The organism is Breoghania sp. L-A4, assembly GCF_003432385.1.
Classification (GTDB): Bacteria; Pseudomonadota; Alphaproteobacteria; order Rhizobiales; family Stappiaceae; genus Breoghania.
Genome location: NZ_CP031841.1, coordinates 2,978,644 through 2,996,791, shown reverse-complemented (window position 1 = coordinate 2,996,791; position 18,148 = coordinate 2,978,644). Strand labels below are relative to the sequence as shown.

18 protein-coding genes and 1 pseudogene are annotated in these 18,148 nt (G+C 63.3%); 8 read left to right on the top strand and 11 right to left on the bottom strand.

The window, feature by feature from the left end; translation table 11 throughout:
• The 3 genes from clpA (at window position 1) to D1F64_RS13610 (ending at window position 3,703) form a co-directional block, all read left to right on the top strand.
• A complete protein-coding gene (gene clpA / locus D1F64_RS13620; RefSeq protein WP_117412878.1) occupies window positions 1-2,418 on the top strand; it encodes an ATP-dependent Clp protease ATP-binding subunit ClpA in 2,418 nt (805 codons plus the stop codon).
• Between the two features lie 182 nt (window positions 2,419-2,600).
• Window positions 2,601-3,338: an AzlC family ABC transporter permease gene (locus D1F64_RS13615; protein ID WP_117412877.1), complete on the top strand. Its 738-nt coding sequence runs from the start codon at window positions 2,601-2,603 to the stop codon at window positions 3,336-3,338.
• Window positions 3,335-3,703, top strand: a complete 369-nt coding sequence (locus D1F64_RS13610; RefSeq protein ID WP_117412876.1) for an AzlD domain-containing protein — start codon at window positions 3,335-3,337, stop codon at window positions 3,701-3,703. Before D1F64_RS13615 ends, D1F64_RS13610 begins: the two co-directional genes overlap by 4 nt.
• 303 nt (window positions 3,704-4,006) lie before the next feature.
• Here the strand turns inward: D1F64_RS13610 and D1F64_RS13605 are convergent, their stop codons facing one another.
• The 4 genes and pseudogenes from D1F64_RS13605 to D1F64_RS13590 form a co-directional block, all read right to left on the bottom strand.
• Window positions 4,007-4,447 (bottom strand): HIT family protein, encoded by a 441-nt coding sequence (locus D1F64_RS13605; RefSeq protein ID WP_117414599.1) that lies wholly within the window; start codon window positions 4,445-4,447, stop codon window positions 4,007-4,009.
• A 113-nt stretch (window positions 4,448-4,560) separates the two neighbouring features.
• A pseudogene (locus tag D1F64_RS13600) lies at window positions 4,561-5,798 on the bottom strand (GNAT family N-acetyltransferase).
• Between the two features lie 101 nt (window positions 5,799-5,899).
• Window positions 5,900-6,661 carry a glycerophosphodiester phosphodiesterase family protein gene (locus D1F64_RS13595; RefSeq protein WP_117412875.1) on the bottom strand — a complete coding sequence of 254 codons (762 nt, stop codon included), beginning with the start codon at window positions 6,659-6,661 and terminating at the stop codon, window positions 5,900-5,902.
• 29 nt (window positions 6,662-6,690) lie between these two features.
• Window positions 6,691-7,155: a RidA family protein gene (locus D1F64_RS13590; protein ID WP_117412874.1), complete on the bottom strand. Its 465-nt coding sequence runs from the start codon at window positions 7,153-7,155 to the stop codon at window positions 6,691-6,693.
• Between the two features lie 217 nt (window positions 7,156-7,372).
• Between D1F64_RS13590 and D1F64_RS13585 the strand changes: the two genes are divergently transcribed.
• The 3 genes from D1F64_RS13585 (at window position 7,373) to D1F64_RS13575 (ending at window position 9,698) form a co-directional block, all read left to right on the top strand.
• The gene (locus tag D1F64_RS13585) at window positions 7,373-8,248 is read left to right on the top strand and encodes a DUF1849 family protein (protein WP_117412873.1); all 876 of its coding nucleotides are present in this window, start codon (window positions 7,373-7,375) and stop codon (window positions 8,246-8,248) included.
• 525 nt (window positions 8,249-8,773) lie between these two features.
• On the top strand, window positions 8,774-8,983 hold the full coding sequence (locus D1F64_RS13580) for a cold-shock protein (RefSeq protein WP_117412872.1): 210 nt from the start codon (window positions 8,774-8,776) through the stop codon (window positions 8,981-8,983).
• Window positions 8,984-9,455: 472 nt separating this feature from the next.
• A complete protein-coding gene (locus D1F64_RS13575; protein WP_117412871.1) occupies window positions 9,456-9,698 on the top strand; it encodes a hypothetical protein in 243 nt (80 codons plus the stop codon).
• 83 nt (window positions 9,699-9,781) lie between these two features.
• Here D1F64_RS13575 and D1F64_RS13570 read toward each other — a convergent pair whose 3' ends face one another.
• The 7 genes from D1F64_RS13570 to D1F64_RS13545 all read right to left on the bottom strand — a co-directional run bounded on the left by D1F64_RS13570 (window position 9,782) and on the right by D1F64_RS13545 (window position 15,786).
• Window positions 9,782-10,114 (bottom strand): hypothetical protein, encoded by a 333-nt coding sequence (locus D1F64_RS13570; protein WP_117412870.1) that lies wholly within the window; start codon window positions 10,112-10,114, stop codon window positions 9,782-9,784.
• A 44-nt stretch (window positions 10,115-10,158) separates the two neighbouring features.
• Window positions 10,159-10,299, bottom strand: a complete 141-nt coding sequence (locus tag D1F64_RS23430; RefSeq protein ID WP_162901546.1) for a hypothetical protein — start codon at window positions 10,297-10,299, stop codon at window positions 10,159-10,161.
• Between the two features lie 53 nt (window positions 10,300-10,352).
• On the bottom strand, window positions 10,353-12,257 hold the full coding sequence (locus tag D1F64_RS13565; protein WP_117412869.1) for a DUF11 domain-containing protein: 1,905 nt from the start codon (window positions 12,255-12,257) through the stop codon (window positions 10,353-10,355).
• Window positions 12,258-12,385: 128 nt separating this feature from the next.
• The gene (locus D1F64_RS13560; protein WP_117412868.1) at window positions 12,386-13,357 is read right to left on the bottom strand and encodes a hypothetical protein; all 972 of its coding nucleotides are present in this window, start codon (window positions 13,355-13,357) and stop codon (window positions 12,386-12,388) included.
• 173 nt (window positions 13,358-13,530) lie between these two features.
• Window positions 13,531-14,823 (bottom strand): DNA polymerase IV, encoded by a 1,293-nt coding sequence (locus D1F64_RS13555; RefSeq protein ID WP_117412867.1) that lies wholly within the window; start codon window positions 14,821-14,823, stop codon window positions 13,531-13,533.
• Between the two features lie 26 nt (window positions 14,824-14,849).
• Window positions 14,850-15,518 (bottom strand): hypothetical protein, encoded by a 669-nt coding sequence (locus D1F64_RS13550; protein WP_117412866.1) that lies wholly within the window; start codon window positions 15,516-15,518, stop codon window positions 14,850-14,852.
• Window positions 15,511-15,786, bottom strand: coding sequence for a DUF3572 domain-containing protein (locus D1F64_RS13545; protein ID WP_117412865.1), 276 nt, complete (start codon window positions 15,784-15,786; stop codon window positions 15,511-15,513). The genes D1F64_RS13550 and D1F64_RS13545 overlap by 8 nt, the downstream gene beginning before the upstream one ends.
• Window positions 15,787-15,952: 166 nt before the next feature.
• On the opposite strand from D1F64_RS13545, the gene D1F64_RS13540 reads away from it, so the two are divergent.
• Both D1F64_RS13540 and D1F64_RS13535 read left to right on the top strand, forming a co-directional pair.
• Entirely contained in the window at window positions 15,953-16,324 is a 372-nt protein-coding gene (locus D1F64_RS13540) for a response regulator (RefSeq protein ID WP_117412864.1), read from the top strand.
• Between the two features lie 33 nt (window positions 16,325-16,357).
• On the top strand, window positions 16,358-17,728 hold the full coding sequence (locus tag D1F64_RS13535) for a PleD family two-component system response regulator (protein ID WP_117412863.1): 1,371 nt from the start codon (window positions 16,358-16,360) through the stop codon (window positions 17,726-17,728).
• The last annotated feature ends 420 nt before the right edge of the window (window positions 17,729-18,148 follow it).

The window sequence follows — 18,148 nt, the reverse complement described above, 5'->3', positions numbered from 1 at the left end:
GTGCCGTCATTTTCCCGCAGCCTTGAGAAGGCACTCCACCAGGCGCTGGCGCTGGCCAACGAGAGAAGCCAGGAGTACGCCACGCTTGAACATCTGCTGCTCGCCCTGCTCGATGATCAGGACGCGGCCGCGGTCATGCGCGCGTGCAATGTCGACATCGACCTGCTGCGCCGCAGCCTGATCGAGTACATCGACACCGAGCTCGACAATCTCGTGCATGACACCGACGATGACTCCAAGCCGACGGCCGGTTTTCAGCGGGTCATCCAGCGCGCGGTCATTCACGTCCAGTCGTCCGGCCGCGAAGAGGTGACCGGCGCCAACGTGCTCGTGGCGATCTTCGCCGAGCGCGAAAGCCATGCCGCCTATTTCCTGCAGGAGCAGGACATGACCCGTTACGACGCGGTCAATTACATCTCGCATGGCATCGCCAAGCGCTCCGGCAGTTCGGAGCATCGTCCCGCCCACGGCGTGGAGGATGACGCGGCGACGGTTGAGGATGGCGAGGACGTGAAGAAGAAGTCCGACGCGCTGGAGGCCTATTGCGTCAACCTCAACGAGAAGGCCCGCAAGGGCAAGATCGACCCGTTGATCGGTCGCGACAAGGAAATCCAGCGGACCATCCAGATCCTGTGCCGCCGCCAGAAGAACAACCCGCTGTTTGTCGGCGATCCCGGTGTCGGCAAGACGGCGATCGCCGAAGGTCTGGCGCGGCGCATCGTCAAGGGTGACGTGCCGGAAGTGCTCGCGGACGCCACGATCTTTTCGCTCGACATGGGCGCGCTGCTGGCCGGCACCCGCTATCGCGGTGATTTCGAGGAGCGGCTGAAGCAGGTCGTCAAGGAAATCGAGGACTATCCCGGCGCGATCATGTTCATCGACGAGATCCACACGGTGATCGGCGCGGGCGCCACTTCGGGTGGGGCGATGGATGCCTCCAACCTGCTCAAGCCGGCGCTGGCGTCGGGCGCGATCCGCTGCGTCGGCTCGACCACCTACAAGGAATACCGCCAGTTCTTCGAAAAGGACCGGGCCCTTGTCCGCCGGTTCCAGAAGATCGACGTCAACGAGCCGTCGATCCCGGACGCCATCGCCATCCTGAAGGGGCTGAAGCCATATTTCGAGGACTATCACAAGGTCCGCTACACCAACGACGCCATCAAGTCGGCGGTGGAATTGTCGGCGCGCTACATCGCCGACCGCAAGTTGCCGGACAAGGCCATCGATGTGATCGACGAGACCGGCGCCTCGCAGATGCTGGTGCCGGAATCCCGCCGACGCAAGACGATCGGCGTGAAGGAAATCGAAGCCGCGATCGCCACGATGGCGCGGATTCCACCCAAGAGCGTGTCGCGCGACGACGCCGAGGTGTTGTCCAATCTGGAGAAATCGCTCAAGCGCGTCGTCTACGGCCAGGACGCGGCGATCGACGCGCTGGCGAGCGCCATCAAGCTGGCGCGCGCCGGTCTTCGCGAACCCGAAAAGCCGATCGGCTCGTATCTGTTCTCCGGCCCCACCGGCGTCGGCAAGACGGAAGTGGCCCGCCAGCTGGCGTCGTCGCTCGGCGTCGAGCTGATCCGCTTCGACATGTCGGAGTACATGGAGCGTCACACCGTGTCGCGCCTCATTGGCGCGCCGCCGGGCTACGTCGGCTTCGACCAGGGCGGCTTGCTCACCGATGGCGTCGACCAGCATCCGCATTGCGTGCTGCTGCTCGACGAGATCGAGAAGGCGCATCCGGATCTGTTCAACATCCTGCTGCAGGTGATGGATCACGGCAAGCTGACGGACCACAACGGCAAATCCGTCGATTTCCGCAATGTGATCCTGATCATGACCACCAATGCGGGCGCCTCCGATATGGCCAAGGAGGCGATCGGCTTCGGACGCTCCAAGCGTGAGGGTGACGACACCGAGGCGATCAACAAGCTGTTCTCGCCCGAGTTCCGCAACCGCCTGGATTCGATCATCGCGTTCGGCAACTTGCCGGCGGAGGTCGTGCACCAGATCGTCACCAAGTTCGTCATGCAGCTCGAGGCCCAGTTGGCCGATCGTGGCGTGACGTTCGAACTGACCGACGAAGCGGTGCAGTGGCTGGCCGAGAAGGGCTACGACGACCGTATGGGTGCGCGGCCGCTGGCGCGCGTCATCCAGGAGCACATCAAGAGGCCGCTGGCCGACGAAGTGCTGTTCGGCAAGCTCAAGAAGGGCGGCACGGTCAAGGTGTCGGTTGTGACGGGCGAGGACGGCAAGACCAGCCTCGATCTGGAAGCCATCGAGGACCAGCCGGTCAAGCCGAAGAAACCGGCGGTCAAGCGCAAGCCGGCATCAAGCCGCGCGAAAGCGGTAAAGACGCCGGAGCCCGATGCCGGGGTGGCACGCCGGTCTCTGGTTCCGAAATTGCCCCTGGTGGACTGACACGCGTCGCGTCTTGCCGTCAGGAACCGCAGCCGAACACCGGCTGCGGTCTGCGCGCGGCAACGCATCCTTGGACATGCAAGAGGCGCAAGGCTGGGAGACCGGTCTTGCGCCTCTTGCTATGGCGCCGAGCGGCGAGGCTTGGTACCGTCGGATACCTCACTTGAGTCTCCAGCGGCACAATGACATCCGAAGATTCTCCACAAGACCAAGCCGGTAGCGCGTTTTATTGGTACCGGCGCGGCGCCGCGGGCATCATCTCGGTGCCCGCCTTCATTCTCATGGCTGCTTTTATCGGCTTTGCGGGACTGGCGCGTGAAAGCGGCATTGCCCTGCCTGAAGCGCTGTTCATGACAGCGACCGTCTGGGCTCTGCCGAGCATGGTGGTTCTGGTCGGCGCCATCAATGCCGGCACGCCATTGCTGGCGACAGCCATCGCCGTGGCCCTGTCGGCCGTGCGGCTGATGCCGATGGCCGTGGCCCTGATGCCGGTGTTGCGCGGCGAGAGGACCCCGCGCTGGCAATTGCTGGCGCTGTCGCACTTCGTGGCGGTGACGAGCTGGGTTTTCGCGATGATGCGATTGCCGGAGCTGCCGCGCGAGGCGCGGGTGCCGTTTTATGCCGGCTTCGCCATGACGCTGACGGTGGTGAACGTATGCATCACGGCGGCGGCCTATGTGCTGATCGGCACGCTGCCGGTGCTGCTGACCGGCGGGCTGTTTCTCCTGACCCCGGTGTATTTCCTGCTGTCGCTGTGGGCCGCGTCGAAACTCTCTAGCGACAAGCTGGCCATGGTTCTCGGCTTGATCCTCGGGCCTCTTTTCTATCTCTGGCTTCCCGGTCTCGATCTGTTGTGGACCGGCCTGCTCGGCGGCACGGTGGCCTATGCGGCGATGCGCCTGAAGAGGCGCGGTATATGAGCGGTGGAGTGGAGACGTTCGGCTGGCTGTGGCCCTATGTCGTGATCCTGATCGCGGGCTGGTTTCCCACCGACATCTGGCGGTTTCTCGGCGTGATTCTGGCCGGGAAGCTGCAGGAAGACAGCGAGATTCTCGTCTGGGTGCGCGCCGTGGCGACGGCGCTGGTCGCCGGCGTGATCGCGCGGCTGCTGCTGTTTCCTACCGGCGTCTTGGCCGACAGTCCGCCGCCTCTGCGCATCGCCGCGGTGGTGATCGGATTCGCGGCGTTCAAGCTGGCCCGCGAGCGGGTGCTCGTCGGCATCGCCGCCGCCGAAGTTGTGCTGATCGGCGGTTGGTATGTTTTGGGCGGCGTGTCGGGGACTTAGAGCGTTTCCTTGTCAAATGGAACCATTCTGCGGAGATGAATTTTGTCGAGGATCAAGAGGAATGGCGAAGGGCATATCGCGGATATGGCCGAGACGGGCCTCGCCGATAATCGGGAAAATTCATCCCGCCCAAAGGGTTGGTCGAAACCGGCCGTCCGCCGCGTCAACGGCCTCCGCCGTAGCATGGGCTACGCCGTTCGCCCGTTTCCTCGCGGATCGAACCGGTTTGGACCAACAGAATTGATTCCATTTAACAAGGAAACGCTCCAGAACAACGCCCGAAAGCGTTTGCGCACCGCCGCGTTATGCGTAGCCCTCACTCAGCACCGCGCGGATTTTCTCCGCCTGTTCGGCGAGTACGTCCTGATCGGCCATGTCGCCCGTGTGCGGGCGAAGCGGCACATCGTCGAAGCGCGGAATCACGTGCACATGCGTGTGGAACACAACCTGACCGCCGGCGGGTTCGGAAAACTGCTGGATCGTGGTGCCGTCCGCGTCGAACGCCTTGACCACGGCGCGGGCAATGAGCTGGACCGTGTCCATCACCGCGTGCAGATCGCCGGCCTCGATGTCGAGAATGTTGCGCGAGGCGGCCTTGGGAAGCACCAGCACATGCCCGTCGCCGCGCGGCATGATGTCCATGATGGCCAGCGTCTTGTCGTCCTCGTAGATGCGATTGCACGGCAATTCATCGCGCAGGATTTTCGCAAACACGTTCTGGTCGTCATAAGCGGGGGCGGTCATGGTCGGGTCCATCGGCAGTTGTGGGGGCTTCGTTGAATACCCGACCGCCGCAGACTTGTCTATTTTCCGGACCAACGTTGGCGGTCGAAGGCGCGCGATGACAGGGCAACATCCTACGAGCCTTGCTCCGCCTTCCTGAACGGCGCGTGTTCGGTCAGGAACTCCTGCTCGAAGGCGACCGCCTGGCGTTCGCGCTCCAGATAGTCGGCGATAGCCTCGCGCAGTCCCGGATGGGCGATCCAGTGCGCGGACCAGGTGGCGGTGGGCACGTAGCCGCGCGCCAGCTTGTGTTCGCCCTGAGCGCCGGCCTCGACGTGCTTGAGCCCATGGGCGATCGCGTAGTCGATGGCCTGGTGATAGCAGAGCTCGAAATGCAGGAACGGGTGATCCTCCGAGCAGCCCCAGTAGCGGCCGTACAGCGTGTCAGATCCGATCATGTTGAGCGCGCCCGCGACCGGCTTTCCCTCCCGGTTGGCGAACATCAAGAGCGTGCGCTCTCCCAGCTTTTCGCCCAGCAGCGAGAAGAATGTGCGGTTCAGGTAGGGCCGGCCCCATTTGCGGGCGCCCGTGTCCATGTAGAAGCCGTAGAAAGCATCCCAATGCGCTTCGGTGATGTCGGATCCCGTTAGCCATTCGATGGTGAGGCCGGAGGACAGCGCCGCGCGCCGTTCCTTGCGCAGGGTCTTGCGCTTGCGTGAGGCGAGGGCGGAGAGAAAGTCCTCATAAGTGCCATAGCCGTCGTTGTGCCAGTGGAACTGCTGGTCACGGCGCAGCAGATAGCCCATATCGGCCAATGCGCGCGCGTCGTCTTCGGGCAGGAATGTTGCATGCGCGGACGAGGCCCATGACGCGCGCAGAGCTGGGTGAGGCCCGCGCCCAGCGCCTGGCGGCCGGCGTCATGATTCAATGAACTGTCGACGAACAGTCGTCTGCCTGTGGCCGGTGTGAAGGGCACGCTGACCTGCAGCTTGGGATAATAGTTGCCACCCGCGCGCTCAAATGCATCCGCCCAGCCGTGATCGAAGACATATTCGCCCTGGCTGTGATTTTTCAGATAGCACGGCGCGGCGCCGATGGTGCGGCCCTGGGGATCTTGCAGCAGCAGGTGCTGGCCGAGCCAGCCGGTGCGCGCGACCGCGCAGTCCGATTCTTCCAGAGCCAGCAGAAAACTGTGCGAAATAAAGGGGTTGAACGGAACCGTTGGCGCCGTTTCACCCGCCGCGCGCAAGGGCTCAAGCGCGCCGCGCGGACCCAGCCGCCAGCCGGGGTTGGCCAGCCGGTCCCAATCGTCTGCCGGTACGTCGGCCAGCGATGCGGCGACGCGGATGATGAATTCGGCTTGTTCGTTCATTGTACGCTGGTCTGGAGGAGGGACATGTCGACAATGAGGCTCTCCAGCATCGGTCAAGCCAGTGGATTCCTCAAGCGGCGAATGCGTGTCGCGGCCCTGGATCAGGCGGTGTCCGGATCAAACCCCTCAAAGACGATCTGGTCGGCGTTCAGACTGGCAATGAGCCGGTCTTGCGCGTCGCGCACCGTCCAGGTGATCACCGGCACGCCGAGGATCTTGCGGAAGAACCACGGCGCGGGGGCGGGCAGGGACTTGACGCCATACGAGATGAAGTGCGGCCGGGTGCGCGGGTAATGCAGCAGGTTGCGCAGGGCGAAGCGTTCCATGACGCTGAAGCGTTTCCAGAAGGGGTCGGTCCGTGTGTCCTCGGCGACGATGCCGCGGGTGAGCTGCGGCGCATGGGCGCGCAGGATTTCCAGCATGTCGGGATCGAAGGACTTCACCGCCACCGGTCCGGCGTAATGTTTCAGCCTGTCGGCAATGCCGGTGACGAAGGCTTTCTGGCCGTCGCGCACACACAGGGTCTTGATTTCGATGACCAGTGGCACGCGCCCTGTGACCAATGCCAACAAGTCGTCGAGATCCCACATGGGATCGTCGGTGCCGCGCATGCGCATACGTTTCAGCTCGGCGAGCGCGTGCTTGCGGACAGGGCCGCTTTCGAAGACCAGGCGGTCGAGTGAGTTATCGTGGAAGACCAGCGCCTGGTGATCTGCGGTTTCCTGGACATCGACCTCAATGGCGAAATTGCGCTCGATCGCTGCCGATACCGCGGATCGTGTGTTTTCAATCCGCCCGGCGGCCGCATTGTGGTAGCCGCGATGGGCGATGGGCCTGGCGGTGAGCCAGTCGAGCGATGCCATGGTGTGGTCCGTTGCGTCCGGTCGCGGTGTCAGGCGAGCTCAAAAATGGCTTCGATCTCAACCGCAACGCCAAAGGGCAGGGCGGCGACGCCGACAGCCGCGCGCGCATGCTGGCCCTTTTCGCCCAGAACCTCCGCCATCAGGTCGGACGCGCCGTTGATCACGGCGGGCTGCTCGGTGAAATCGGGCGTGGAGGCGACGAAGCCGCCGAGCTTTACCAGACGGGCAATCTTGTCGAGATCCCCCGTCGCCGCGCGGGCCTGCGCGAGGATGTTGATCGCGCACAGCCGCGCCGCCCGCTGCCCGTCGGCGGCGTCCAGCGTGTCGCCGCAGATGCCTTTGAACTGGATGCCGTCCGGCCCCATCGGCAGCTGGCCGGAAACGAAAAGGTGTTTGCCGCTGATCACATAGGGCACATAGTTGGCGGCGGGCGCCGCCGGGCTCGGCAAGGTGATGTTCAGCGCTTGCAGGCGCGCGTCGATGGTGCCGGCCATGGGCTATCTCCTGATGTGGGCGTCGTGGTAGTCTCGCGGGCAGGGCAAGCTCCCCGCTGCGCGGCGAGATTGGCGCAATTTGTCAGTCGCGGCAACCGGGCTATCGTGCTTGGCGACGGTTTGTGTTGAGTCGCAGCGGGCCGGGCGTGTACATATCCCGTTGAGTTCACGGAATGCCGATACGGCGTTCCTGTCATGCCAGTTGTGAGGGCCAAACGTGCTGCCGCATTTTGTTGATTGCCGCGCAAGCGTCGCGCTGACCGCCCTGTCGATCGGGCTGTTCACGAGCCTCGGCGCCGACGCCGCCCAGGCCGGATTGTCGCGCGTGGGCGACGGCGTCGCTCTGACCGCTCATCGCGCGGTGTACGATCTTTCGCTCGACGAGGACGAGGGCAGCGGCATCTCAGCGCTCAGCGGGCGAATCGTGTTCGAATCCGTCGGCAACGCCTGCGACGGCTACAGCGAAACGCTGCGTTTTGTGACCCGGTCGCACGACAGCAGCGGCAAGTCGGTGATCACCGATCTGCAAAGCTCCACCTTCGAGTTCAACGATGCGTTTGACTTCGTCCAGCGCACATTGGTCAACGGTCAGGAGATGGAAGACATCCGCGGCCGGGCCGAGCGTTCGGGTGCGGTGTCGCGGGTTGATCTGGAGCGGCCGAGCGAAAAATCCATCGAAATCGAAATTCCGGTGCTGTTTCCGAACGAACACATGCGCACCGTCATCGCGGCGGCCCGCAAGGGCGAGCATTTCGTGCAGGTTGATGTCTTCGACGGTTCGGAGAACGGCGAGACCGTGTCGCCCGTCACCACTGTGATCGGCGAGGCGCATGCGGATGCGACCGATCCGGGCGAGGACGACAGCGCGGCCGTGGGGATGATCAAAGCGGCCACGGCATGGCCGGTGGTCTTCAGCTATTTCGACGCCAACAGTCGTATGGAAGAGACCGGGCCGGCCTATCAGATGTCCGGCCTGCTTTACGACAACGGCATCATGCGCAAGCTGCACTTCGATTATGGCAGCTACTCCATCAACGGGCGCCTGGCAGAGATCGAGTTTTTCGACGAGGACGACTGCCGCGCCGCGGAGTGACCCAGTCTCCGTCGCGTGTCGGGAATCGGGTCGGTCGGTGTCTTGGCGATTGCCCGGCGTTCCAGAGACGTGGCTCGGCGCACCTGAGGTTGGCCGTTTCGGCAAAAGGTCGTGGCGATCTTCGCCGCACAATCGCATTCGACCCCCGGTTGGCGGCCGGCCGGGGCGCGGGCTTTGCGAATTGATACGTTTTTTTCGCGCGAAAATGCCCGGACTTCTCGTTGGCGTCCGATGCGGAACGCGCTGTCTAGCGCCTTGTTCCTGTTCTTCAATCGGGGTTGTCGGGCAGGCGATTGCATGGTGTGCGCGTGTGCAAATGCGCGCCTTCACTTCAACGGCCGCGCTTAGGTTATTGACTTTTCGGCGGAAATCTCTATGTAGTTAGACACGTGAAGCATTTATTTGGTTAAGTTGAATAGCCGGTTCGCCGGCTAGCTGTTTTCCCGAGATATGTGAACGTCAGACTGACCGCCGCGGCGCATGGTGTGCTGCGCGGACCACTAGCTATGTATCGGGATTACTACAATGACGACTGGCACCGTGAAATTTTTCAATGCCACCAAAGGCTTCGGTTTTATTGAGCCGGAAGATGGCTCCAAGGACGCTTTCGTGCACATCTCGGCCGTTGAACGCGCCGGCCTGAGCACGCTGAACGAAGGCCAGAAGGTTTCTTACGAGCTGCAGGCTGGCCGCGATGGCAAGTCTTCCGCCGAGAACCTCTCTGTGGTCGACTAATACGACATTTCCGCCGCCCCGCTGGACATCCGTCCGGCCCGGGGCGGCGGTTCCTCAAGATTTTTCGGCTGGGTTCTCAGACCTGGTCGCGGCGCGGCGCTGAATGGCGGCGCGACAAGTCCGGATACAGCGAACGACGGCACACGTCGTTTGGTATCGGGCACAGACACTGGTGCCGATGCGGCGCGGTCACAGCCCGAAAGGGCGCGCAGCGGTTCGTCATCACCCCCGTCTTCGCCGGTTTCAAGGTCGCATGACCCATCGCTGCGCCACAATGCCGGGCGCTTTTCATCGAATTCACTGTGCAAGCCGGTTCTATCGGCTGCCGGAAGACATGCCTGAGCGCCACAGCAGCGGCCGTCCGAGGCGCCGGTCCGGCGGGCTCATGATCCCGGGTCGGATGAGATGGACCCTCGTGGCGGGCGACGCGGCAGGAGCCGCACGGCATTCCATGCAATGACAAGGAATTGAAATGATGCAGATATCCGCCAAATCGAAGGCCGAAGAGAAATTCGCGGCGACTCAGAAGAAGGCCGACCGCGTTCTGCAGGAAGACGAAAAGATCCGCCGGGATCGCACCGCGCAGATGGCGAAGCTGAAGGCGCTGCGGCTGGCCAAGGAAGCCGAAGACCTCATCGTCGCTGAGAAGGTCGCCGCCGAGAAGGCAGCCGCCAAGGCCAAGAAGCCAAAGCGCGTCGCAAAAGCAACGACCTGAAGATCTCTTGACGGGGCTCCGGCCCGGTCACAGCAATGTCTTCAGAAACAATGCGCTGGCGCGCCATCTTGTTGTGTCGCCAGCTATTGGACTCTGTGTGCGAGACACTCGGTCAGCTTCGCCAGAGCGCCTGAGGCGTTCGGTTCGGCGACGACCCGCGCCAGCAGCCGCGTTCGCACGGCGTCGGTTCCGGGCGCGTCTTGCGCCTGTTTCAACTCTGCATCCGCCTTTTCCAGCCGCGCGAACACCTGTTCGGTGATCTGCGTGCAATCCGCCGGAGCGAGCCGAACGTTGCCGGCATTGCGCTCCCGCACCTGTTGCGCGCCCGCCGGGGCGCAGAGCGCCGCGGCGATGACGACGCCGCCAAAGAGGCGCGCGCAATCGATTTTCCAGTTCGAGTTTCGCATCAGATCCATGTCGAATTCTCCAGTTTCGTGATGCTTTGTTGAGATCGATTCGATCAGTTTTCGAGTTCATCAACAGTCTGCACGGTGTTGTTGATCAGCGTGGTCTCCGGTCCCTGACCGGTCACCTCGGCCCGGTTGGTCAGTTCCGCGCCGCTGGTGCCCGGTGCGGATTGGCTGCTCGTGTAGGTGAGCACCAGCGCCCAGAATCGAGTCCGCGCGGTATCGCCGGGTGCGATCTCGGGGATCGTCAGGGTGAAGTCCGAGGCCGGGGGAACGGCGTGTTGACGATGTCGCCAAGGGCGCTGCCCTCCGGGATTTCGAACGGCACGTCGGGCACGACGACGACGCCCACGGTGCCCGGTCCAGTGTTCAGAGCCACATGGTCGGCAACCTCGACGTCTTCCGCATGCACGCTGCCGCCGTTGTGGATCTCGACCGTGTACAGCACCGCATAGAGGCCGAACTGGCTGAGGACGTCCGGACCCAGAAGCGGAATCGGATAGACGACCGAGGTCTTGGTGATTGCCAGATCCGCGCGCAGATCGCGTTCGGGAACGCGCTCGACATCGATGGTCTTGACCTCACCTTCCGCAGCGGCGGTATAGACGACGTCCACGTCGAGCCTTCTGGGGCTCTGGACCACCAGATAGCCCTCGATGAAGCCGTTCGGAAACGCCCCGTCGAACAGACGGTCGCGCAGATCATCGCAATCGGCCTTCAGCGCTTCGTCATAGGCAAGCTCATCAATGCCGATGGGATGGATCTCACCGGCTTCCTGGGCGCGCGGCGGGAAGGCGAGCGCCAGCTTCTTGAAGAACGGAACATCGCGGCTCTGGAAGTTATGGACATTCACGATGGTCGCGTAGTCGCCCGGCGCGGTGAGCAGCGGGACACGACCGTCAGGCGTGCCGCACAGGAATTTCGCGGCATACTCGTAGCGCAGGCACAGGGCCTCGCTTTCCGCGGTCGCGGTGTTGTCGGCCGGATTGACATCGGACCATTCGCCGTTGCGCACCGTGACGGTGTTGACGAGCGGCACCGTGTCGGCCTGGCCGCACGGCAGCCGCGGCGACACCATGACCTGCAGCGTCACCGTGCTGCTCTCGCCCTCGGCGATCACGTCGAGGTCGCATGAGACGCGGCCATCCTCCACGACACTGCAGTTGCCGGGCAGGTCGACGGGCGTGACGTTCTCGTCCAATTCATCCTCGATGAACACCTCGAGCGCCGAATTCGGTCCCTGGTTGGTCACGGTGATCTCGTAGGTCAATGGCTGCCCCGCCATGACCAGCTCCGCGTCCACCGTCTTGGTGACGGACAGGTCGAGGGTGCTGAACTTCGCCTCGTTCTCGAACATGTCGCTTTCGTTCGGGTCGTCCTCCTGGGGCACCGGCGTCACGCCGTTGTCGTTTTCCGGAAGATCCTGGACGATGCCGTTGATGCTGATCGGCAGGGTGATGGCGCTCCAGTCGTCGTGGCCGAGGAGCGTGGACAGATCGGCTTCGGGCGGGCTGTCGCAACCGGCGAAGTCCGGTGCGCTGTTCACGTCGGCCTGGACCGTCCCGGGCGCATTTCCGCCGCCGTTCCAGTCCGGTTGTTCATCGAGATTCAGATCGCGTCCGTCGCCGTTCTGATCGAAGAAGCGCGTGGAATTAGCGGTGTCGCTGGGGTCGAGAACGCGGGTTTCCGACAGGGCCATCTCGTCCAGCCCGTCGCCGGGGCCGTATAGCGGCGCAAATCCGCGACCGCCGGGAAAGCGGGGCGGCGAGAAATCGAGGATCCGCGCATCGATGACACCATCGTTGTTGGTGTCCTGGGCCTGCGAATCCGTGGACCGGCGCGCAATCCCGAAGGGGACCAGCGCATAATTCATAATGCTGACGTGGTTGGGCTTGCAGTTCAGCCCCTCGTTGCCGCCGTGGTCGAGCGACAGGTTGTGGCCGACCTCATGCATCAGGACGATGGGCAGCCGCGAGTAGCCGACTGTGTCGTCGCCGCCCAGCTCGCCCTGGCCGCCGGGGTAGGTGTTGCCGACGTCGGTGCGGTCCTTCGCCTGAATCGAGTAGCGAAAGATCCGGGTGCGGATCAGATCGAAGTTCTTCGCCTTCACCTCATAGAAATCCGTCAGGCCGTTGCCGTCGATGTCGACCACATAGTCGAGACCTCCGACACCCTCGCTCAGAGGCGGGATGAACTCGCCTGTGGGATCGGGGATGTCGGCGGCCGGAATCTCGTTGCCGCCGCCCAGATTGTCGCCGACCAGCGCGCCGGTGTCGTCGGTCAGCGCGCCCGTGTCGATCCAGATCGAGACGCCGGGCTGGGTATCGGGATTGTTCTGGCCACCGGCGTTGACAGGGGCTTGATTGAACGCGTCCTTGACCGTCTGGATGGCGCGCGCATTAGGGGACGCGATGCCATCCAGTCGAGCTCGACGAACAGATCCTTGTGATTGGGCTGTGCGCCGAATCCCGGAAGGTCGAGAAGCACCGTGCCGTCGCAGTCTGTGACCCCATCGGTCTCCCAGATATTGGGAAGCCCGTCGCCGTCGCTGTCCTCAAAGCCCGCGACCGTGGTGTCCGCCCAGCTGATGAGCTTGAGGGAGTTGAGAAACACACCGTTGCCGCCGGTGAAGTAATTCGAAACGCCGTTGTTGATGATGCCGCCCCGCGCCTCGGCCCGGGCTGAAATGCCGATGCCGTATTGCCGGCCGGCTTCCAGGCGAACGCCCTCGTCACTGTCGAAGGGCACGTCGCGATGGGCCGGCGGCCCGAAGAAGTTCTCGAAGAACTCCGGTCCGCCCATGCCGAACTCGCCCTGATTGGTGTGCTGGGCGATTTCCGTCGACGCGACGATCGTGTTGCTGTCCAGATCGCGCACGATGGCGCGGATCGAGATCGAGCCGAAGTTGACGACACCGCCGCCGAACCCGGTCAGGAAGCCTGAAAACCGCACGTTCATGTTGGCGCGCACGAACATGTCGGCGGCTGGCGAGACCACCACGCCGAAAAGCTCGGCGTAGGACTGTTCCGTGCTGAGATTGCTGTCGATAGCGCGTACACGCAGGCGTTGGCTGGCTTCAACGACTTCATGTTGTTGGCCGTTCTGCACGCCTGCCTCAACGTCGCATGCCGCGCCGACACACTCGAATGCCTGACCGGGCATCATGCAGACGTCGGCACGGGCGGAGCCGCACATCACGGAGGCGGCGAAAGCGAGAGGCAGAAGGATGGTGTTGCGCGATCGGGAAACCATGGCAATGTCTCCTGGAAATGCAGTTTGAAAATTCAACAAAAATCAGTGTCAAAATACGGGAATGAAAAATCGCGAACTCAGTATGACGCGTGACGCACGGCCGCGCGGTGACATTTCTAACAGCGCGGGCCGTGACGCGCGGATGTGATCGCCGCAGAGACACGTTGGCGGTATCAGGTCTTTTTCCTGGCGTCGAAGACCAGACCCAGCTCCACCGCGTGTTTGCCGAATTTCTCTCGCAGGGCGTCGACAGCGTGTTCGGCGTTGGCGTGGCGGGTGGCGTCCTCGTCGACGAGATCCTGCGGATCAGCCAGATCGCCGGGGCACAGCTCGGAGACGCCGATGCCGATGAGCCGGAAGCGGCGGCCGTCGGTCTCCGGCTCAAGCAGCGCGCGGCCCGTCTTGAAGATCCTGTCTGCGAGCTGCGTCGGATCATTGAGGCTGCGCGAGCGGGTCAGTTGTTTGAAGTCGCTGGTTTTCAGCTTCAGTGTGACCGTGTGGCCAGCGAGCTCCGCCGCCTTCATGCGGTGCGACACCTTTTCCGACAGCCGCCGCAACACGGGGATCAGCTCCGCCGCGCTGCTGATGTCGGTGTTGAAGGTCGTCTCGGCGCTGACGCTCTTGGTTTCGCGCTCGGGCCGCACATGGCGGGCATCGATGCCGCGGGACAGTTTCGCCAGCCGAAGCCCCATGACGCCATAGCGGCGGATCAAATCGCCCTCGTCATGGGTCTGGAGCTGACCGATGGTGCGGATACCGTCGCCGGTAAGCCTGGCGTTCAGCGCCTTGCCGACCCCCCAGATGAAGGAGACAGGTTTGGAGGCCAGGAACGAAAGCGTTTCCTCACGTCCGATGACGGAAAAGCCGCGCGGCTTGTCGAGATCGGACGCGATCTTGGCGAGGAATTTGTTGTGCGACAGGCCGACGGAGACCGTGATGCCGATTTCGGTTTCCACGCGCGCGGCGAAACGCACCAGCACCTCTGCCGCGGTTGCGTGATGCAGGCGCTCCGTGCCGGTGAGATCAAGAAACGCCTCATCGATGGACACCGGCTCGACCAGCGGCGTCAGCTCGTTCATCAGCGTGCGGATTTCGCGGCTGACGGCCACGTATTTGCGCATGTCGGGACGGATGACAACGGCGTCCGGACACGCCTCGAGCGCCTTGAACATCGGCATGGCCGAGCGGACACCCGATATGCGGGCGATATAGCAGCAGGTGGAGACGACGCCGCGGGTGCCGCCGCCGATGATCAGCGGCTTGTCGGCCAGCTCCGGATGGTCGCGTTTCTCCACCGAGGCGTAGAAGGCGTCGCAATCGATATGCGCGATCGTCAGTGTGGCCAGCTCGGGATGGCGGATGAGCCGGGGGCTGCCACAGGCCCGGCATCGCTCCACCGTCGCCTTGACCGGCTTCAGGCAGTCGCGGCAATAGCCGGCAGGGGACGCGGGGATGTCTTGCGACATGTCGTTTCTCGTCGGGCAGGGCGTCGTCAGATGCCCAGGACGCCCTCGATGTAGCGGCGCGTGTCGCGCCAGCAATTGCTGCGATGATGCACGCCGTCGATGGGTTCCGCCAGCGCGAAAAAGCGCGCGTCGGCGATGAAGTGAATGAGGTGCGCGCTGTCCACATGATCGCGCACGGATGTCACGTTGCCCGCGCTGTCGTCGAGGAAGAATATCGGCTCGCGGCGTTCGCCCGCCAGCGTCGCCACAGCCGGACCCTTCGGGCCGATGTTGGTCAGGACGGGGTAGGGGATGGCGTTGCGGCGCAGGATGCCTTCGCGCGCCGGACGAAAGCGCTCGGGCATGTTGGTGAGCATGAGCACCTGCGCATGCGCGCTGAGCGCTGCCAGCGTGTCGGAGGCATGCGGCACCGGCTTCTGGCTTTCGGACTCGGTCTCGAAAAACCCGTGGATGAGGGCGCGCACCTCGTCCTGGCTGGCCAGGCCGCCGCCGTCGAGCCTGCGGATGTTGCCCGTCAGCATGAAGCGCGGCTCGATCAGTTCGAAACCGCAGCGCACCATGTAGGCTTCCAGCGGCGCGATGAAATGCAGCACCACCTCGTCGACGTCGCAGATGACCAGCGGGCCGTCGCCAAGGATGCCAAGGGCCTCGATCTGGGCGAAGATGTCCGGCTCGGCCGGGCGTGTCTCAAGCATGGTCGGCGGGGTCCCCGGCAAGGCGATAGCGTGCGGCGGCGATCATGGTTGGCCGTAATCGGGCGTTCTCGGTGAACGCCAGCAGCAGGGTTTCGTCGCTCATCAGGAACTCCAGAACGCCCGCGAGGAAGCCCGGTTCGCCCGCGACGTCGCGGATCGCATGGGGGCCGATCCCGGTGACGGCGAGGAACCGGCCAAGATGTTCCGGCTCCCGTGCCAGAAATCCAAGCGCTTCAACCGCAATTATTTCAGCCTCTTCCGGCGTCAATCCGCTTTTTTGCCCGGTTTGTGTCAACTGTTTGCCTTTCCGAAACGAATCTCGGTTAGTTTTATTGCTGATATTGGGGGATGAGGCGGGAATCGGACCCGTCCCGCATCCAGGGTGTGCTGAGTATTACCCTGTTTTCCCGCCCCCTGACACCCGAGGCGGACTGATGGCGAAAACCGTGCTTATCGTGGAAGACAATGAGCTGAACATGAAGCTCTTCCACGACCTATTGGAAGCGCATGGCTACGATACGTTGCAGACGCGCAACGGTATCGAGGCGCTGGAACTTGCTCGGGCCAATCACCCGGACCTGATTCTCATGGACATCCAGTTGCCGGAGGTTTCCGGGCTGGAGGTGACCAAATGGATCAAGGAAGACGACGATCTGAAGACCATTCCCGTGATCGCCGTGACCGCTTTCGCCATGAAGGGCGATGAGGAGCGGATCCGGCAGGGCGGGTGTGAAGCCTATATCTCGAAACCGATCTCGGTGGCCAAGTTCCTGGAAACCGTTCGATCCTATTTGGGCGAGGCCTGACCCGCGAACGGGCCAAAGGCTCAGGATGATGTTATGACCGCGCGAATTCTAGTAGTCGACGATATTCCGGCCAATGTGAAACTGCTCGAAGTGCGGCTCAACGCCGAGTATTTCGAGGTGATCACCGCGACGAGCGGGCCGCAGGCGCTGGAAATCTGCGAGACCAGCGAATGCGATATCGTGCTGCTCGACGTGATGATGCCGGGCATGGACGGTTTCGAGGTGTGCCGGCGGCTCAAGCAGTCGCCGCAGACCCGGCATGTGCCGGTGATCATGGTGACCGCGCTCGATCAGCCCGCCGACCGGGTCAAGGGGCTCGAGGCGGGCGCGGATGATTTCCTCACCAAGCCGGTCAGCGAGACCGCGCTGATCGCCCGGGTCAAGAACCTGGTGCGGCTGAAGCGCGCCGTTGACGAGTTGCGCATGCGCGCGCGCACCAGCCGTGAGATGGGCCTCGACGATATCGACAATGTCGACGACCTCGCGAATGAGCGCGGCAAGATCCTGCTGGTCGATGATCGCCGCTCGTCGTACGAGCGCGTCGCCAACACACTTTCCAAGGATGCGGACGTTACCGTGGAGACGGACCCGCAGGACGCGTTGTTCCGCTGCGCGGATGGCGACTACGACATGATCATGCTGTCGCTGTCGCTCGAGGGATTTGACAGCTTGCGGTTGTGCTCGCAGTTGCGCTCGCTGGAGCGCACGCGCAACCTTCCGATCCTGCTGATCGCGGAGCCGGAGGAAAACACCCGGCTGCTGCGCGGGCTCGAACTGGGCGTCAACGACTATATCCTGCGGCCGATCGACAAGAACGAACTGCTGGCGCGCACGCGCACCCAGGTGCGCCGCAAGCGCTACGCCGACCGGCTCAGCGCCAATGTGCAGCATACGATGGAACTGGCGGTGACCGATGGGCTGACGGGCCTGCAGAACCGCCGCTATCTGGAAACGCATCTGGCGACGCTGGTCAACCAGGCGATCGCCCGCAAGACCGACCTTTCCGTGCTGGTCGCCGATATCGACTACTTCAAGGCCGTCAACGACACCCATGGCCACGACGTGGGCGACGAGGTGCTGCGCGAATTTGCCCGGCGCCTGCGCCGCTCGGTGCGCGGGCTGGATCTCGCCTGCCGCTATGGCGGGGAGGAATTCGTCATCGTCATGCCCGAGACCGACATGTCGCTGGCCTATATGGTGGGTGAGCGGGTGCGTCAGCGCATGGCCAGCGAGCCGTTCCTGGTCCAGGGTGGCGCGACCGCTCTGGACGTGACCGTGAGTGTCGGCGTCGCCGGGCTGAACGGTTCGCGTGACACGCCCGACAGCCTTGTGAAACGGGCCGATACGGCGCTCTACGCCGCCAAGCGAGAAGGCCGCAATCGCGTGGTCGCCGACGCCGCCTGAGCGCCGCCCGCCGAGTGGTCCGCAAGCGCCGCGCCGGTTGCACCGGATCAGCCCTGACGCGAGGGTGTGGCTGGTGCCGCCCGTCTGTTTACTGTCATAAGTACTTAAGATGGTGCTGCGCCGGCACACGTCACATGTGCCGGACCTTCGCCGGCGCAACAGACTGTGTGTGTGCGTTGTTCGCGACGATTTGCGCGAAGATGCGCCGGATTACGGTGTTTTGCGTCAGCGTTTCGTGTGGAAACGGATTGGCGGCGCGGCGAATTAAGGTTAAGAATTTACTAAGCGTGAACTGAGGACCAATGATTCAATAACAAATCATTGAATTTGTCTCGCACTGCGGTAGATTGACCTCGCGAAAGATAGTCAATCCTCGATCTCGCAAAGCTTGCGTGATCGAGAGCGACCTGTCTTCGAGAC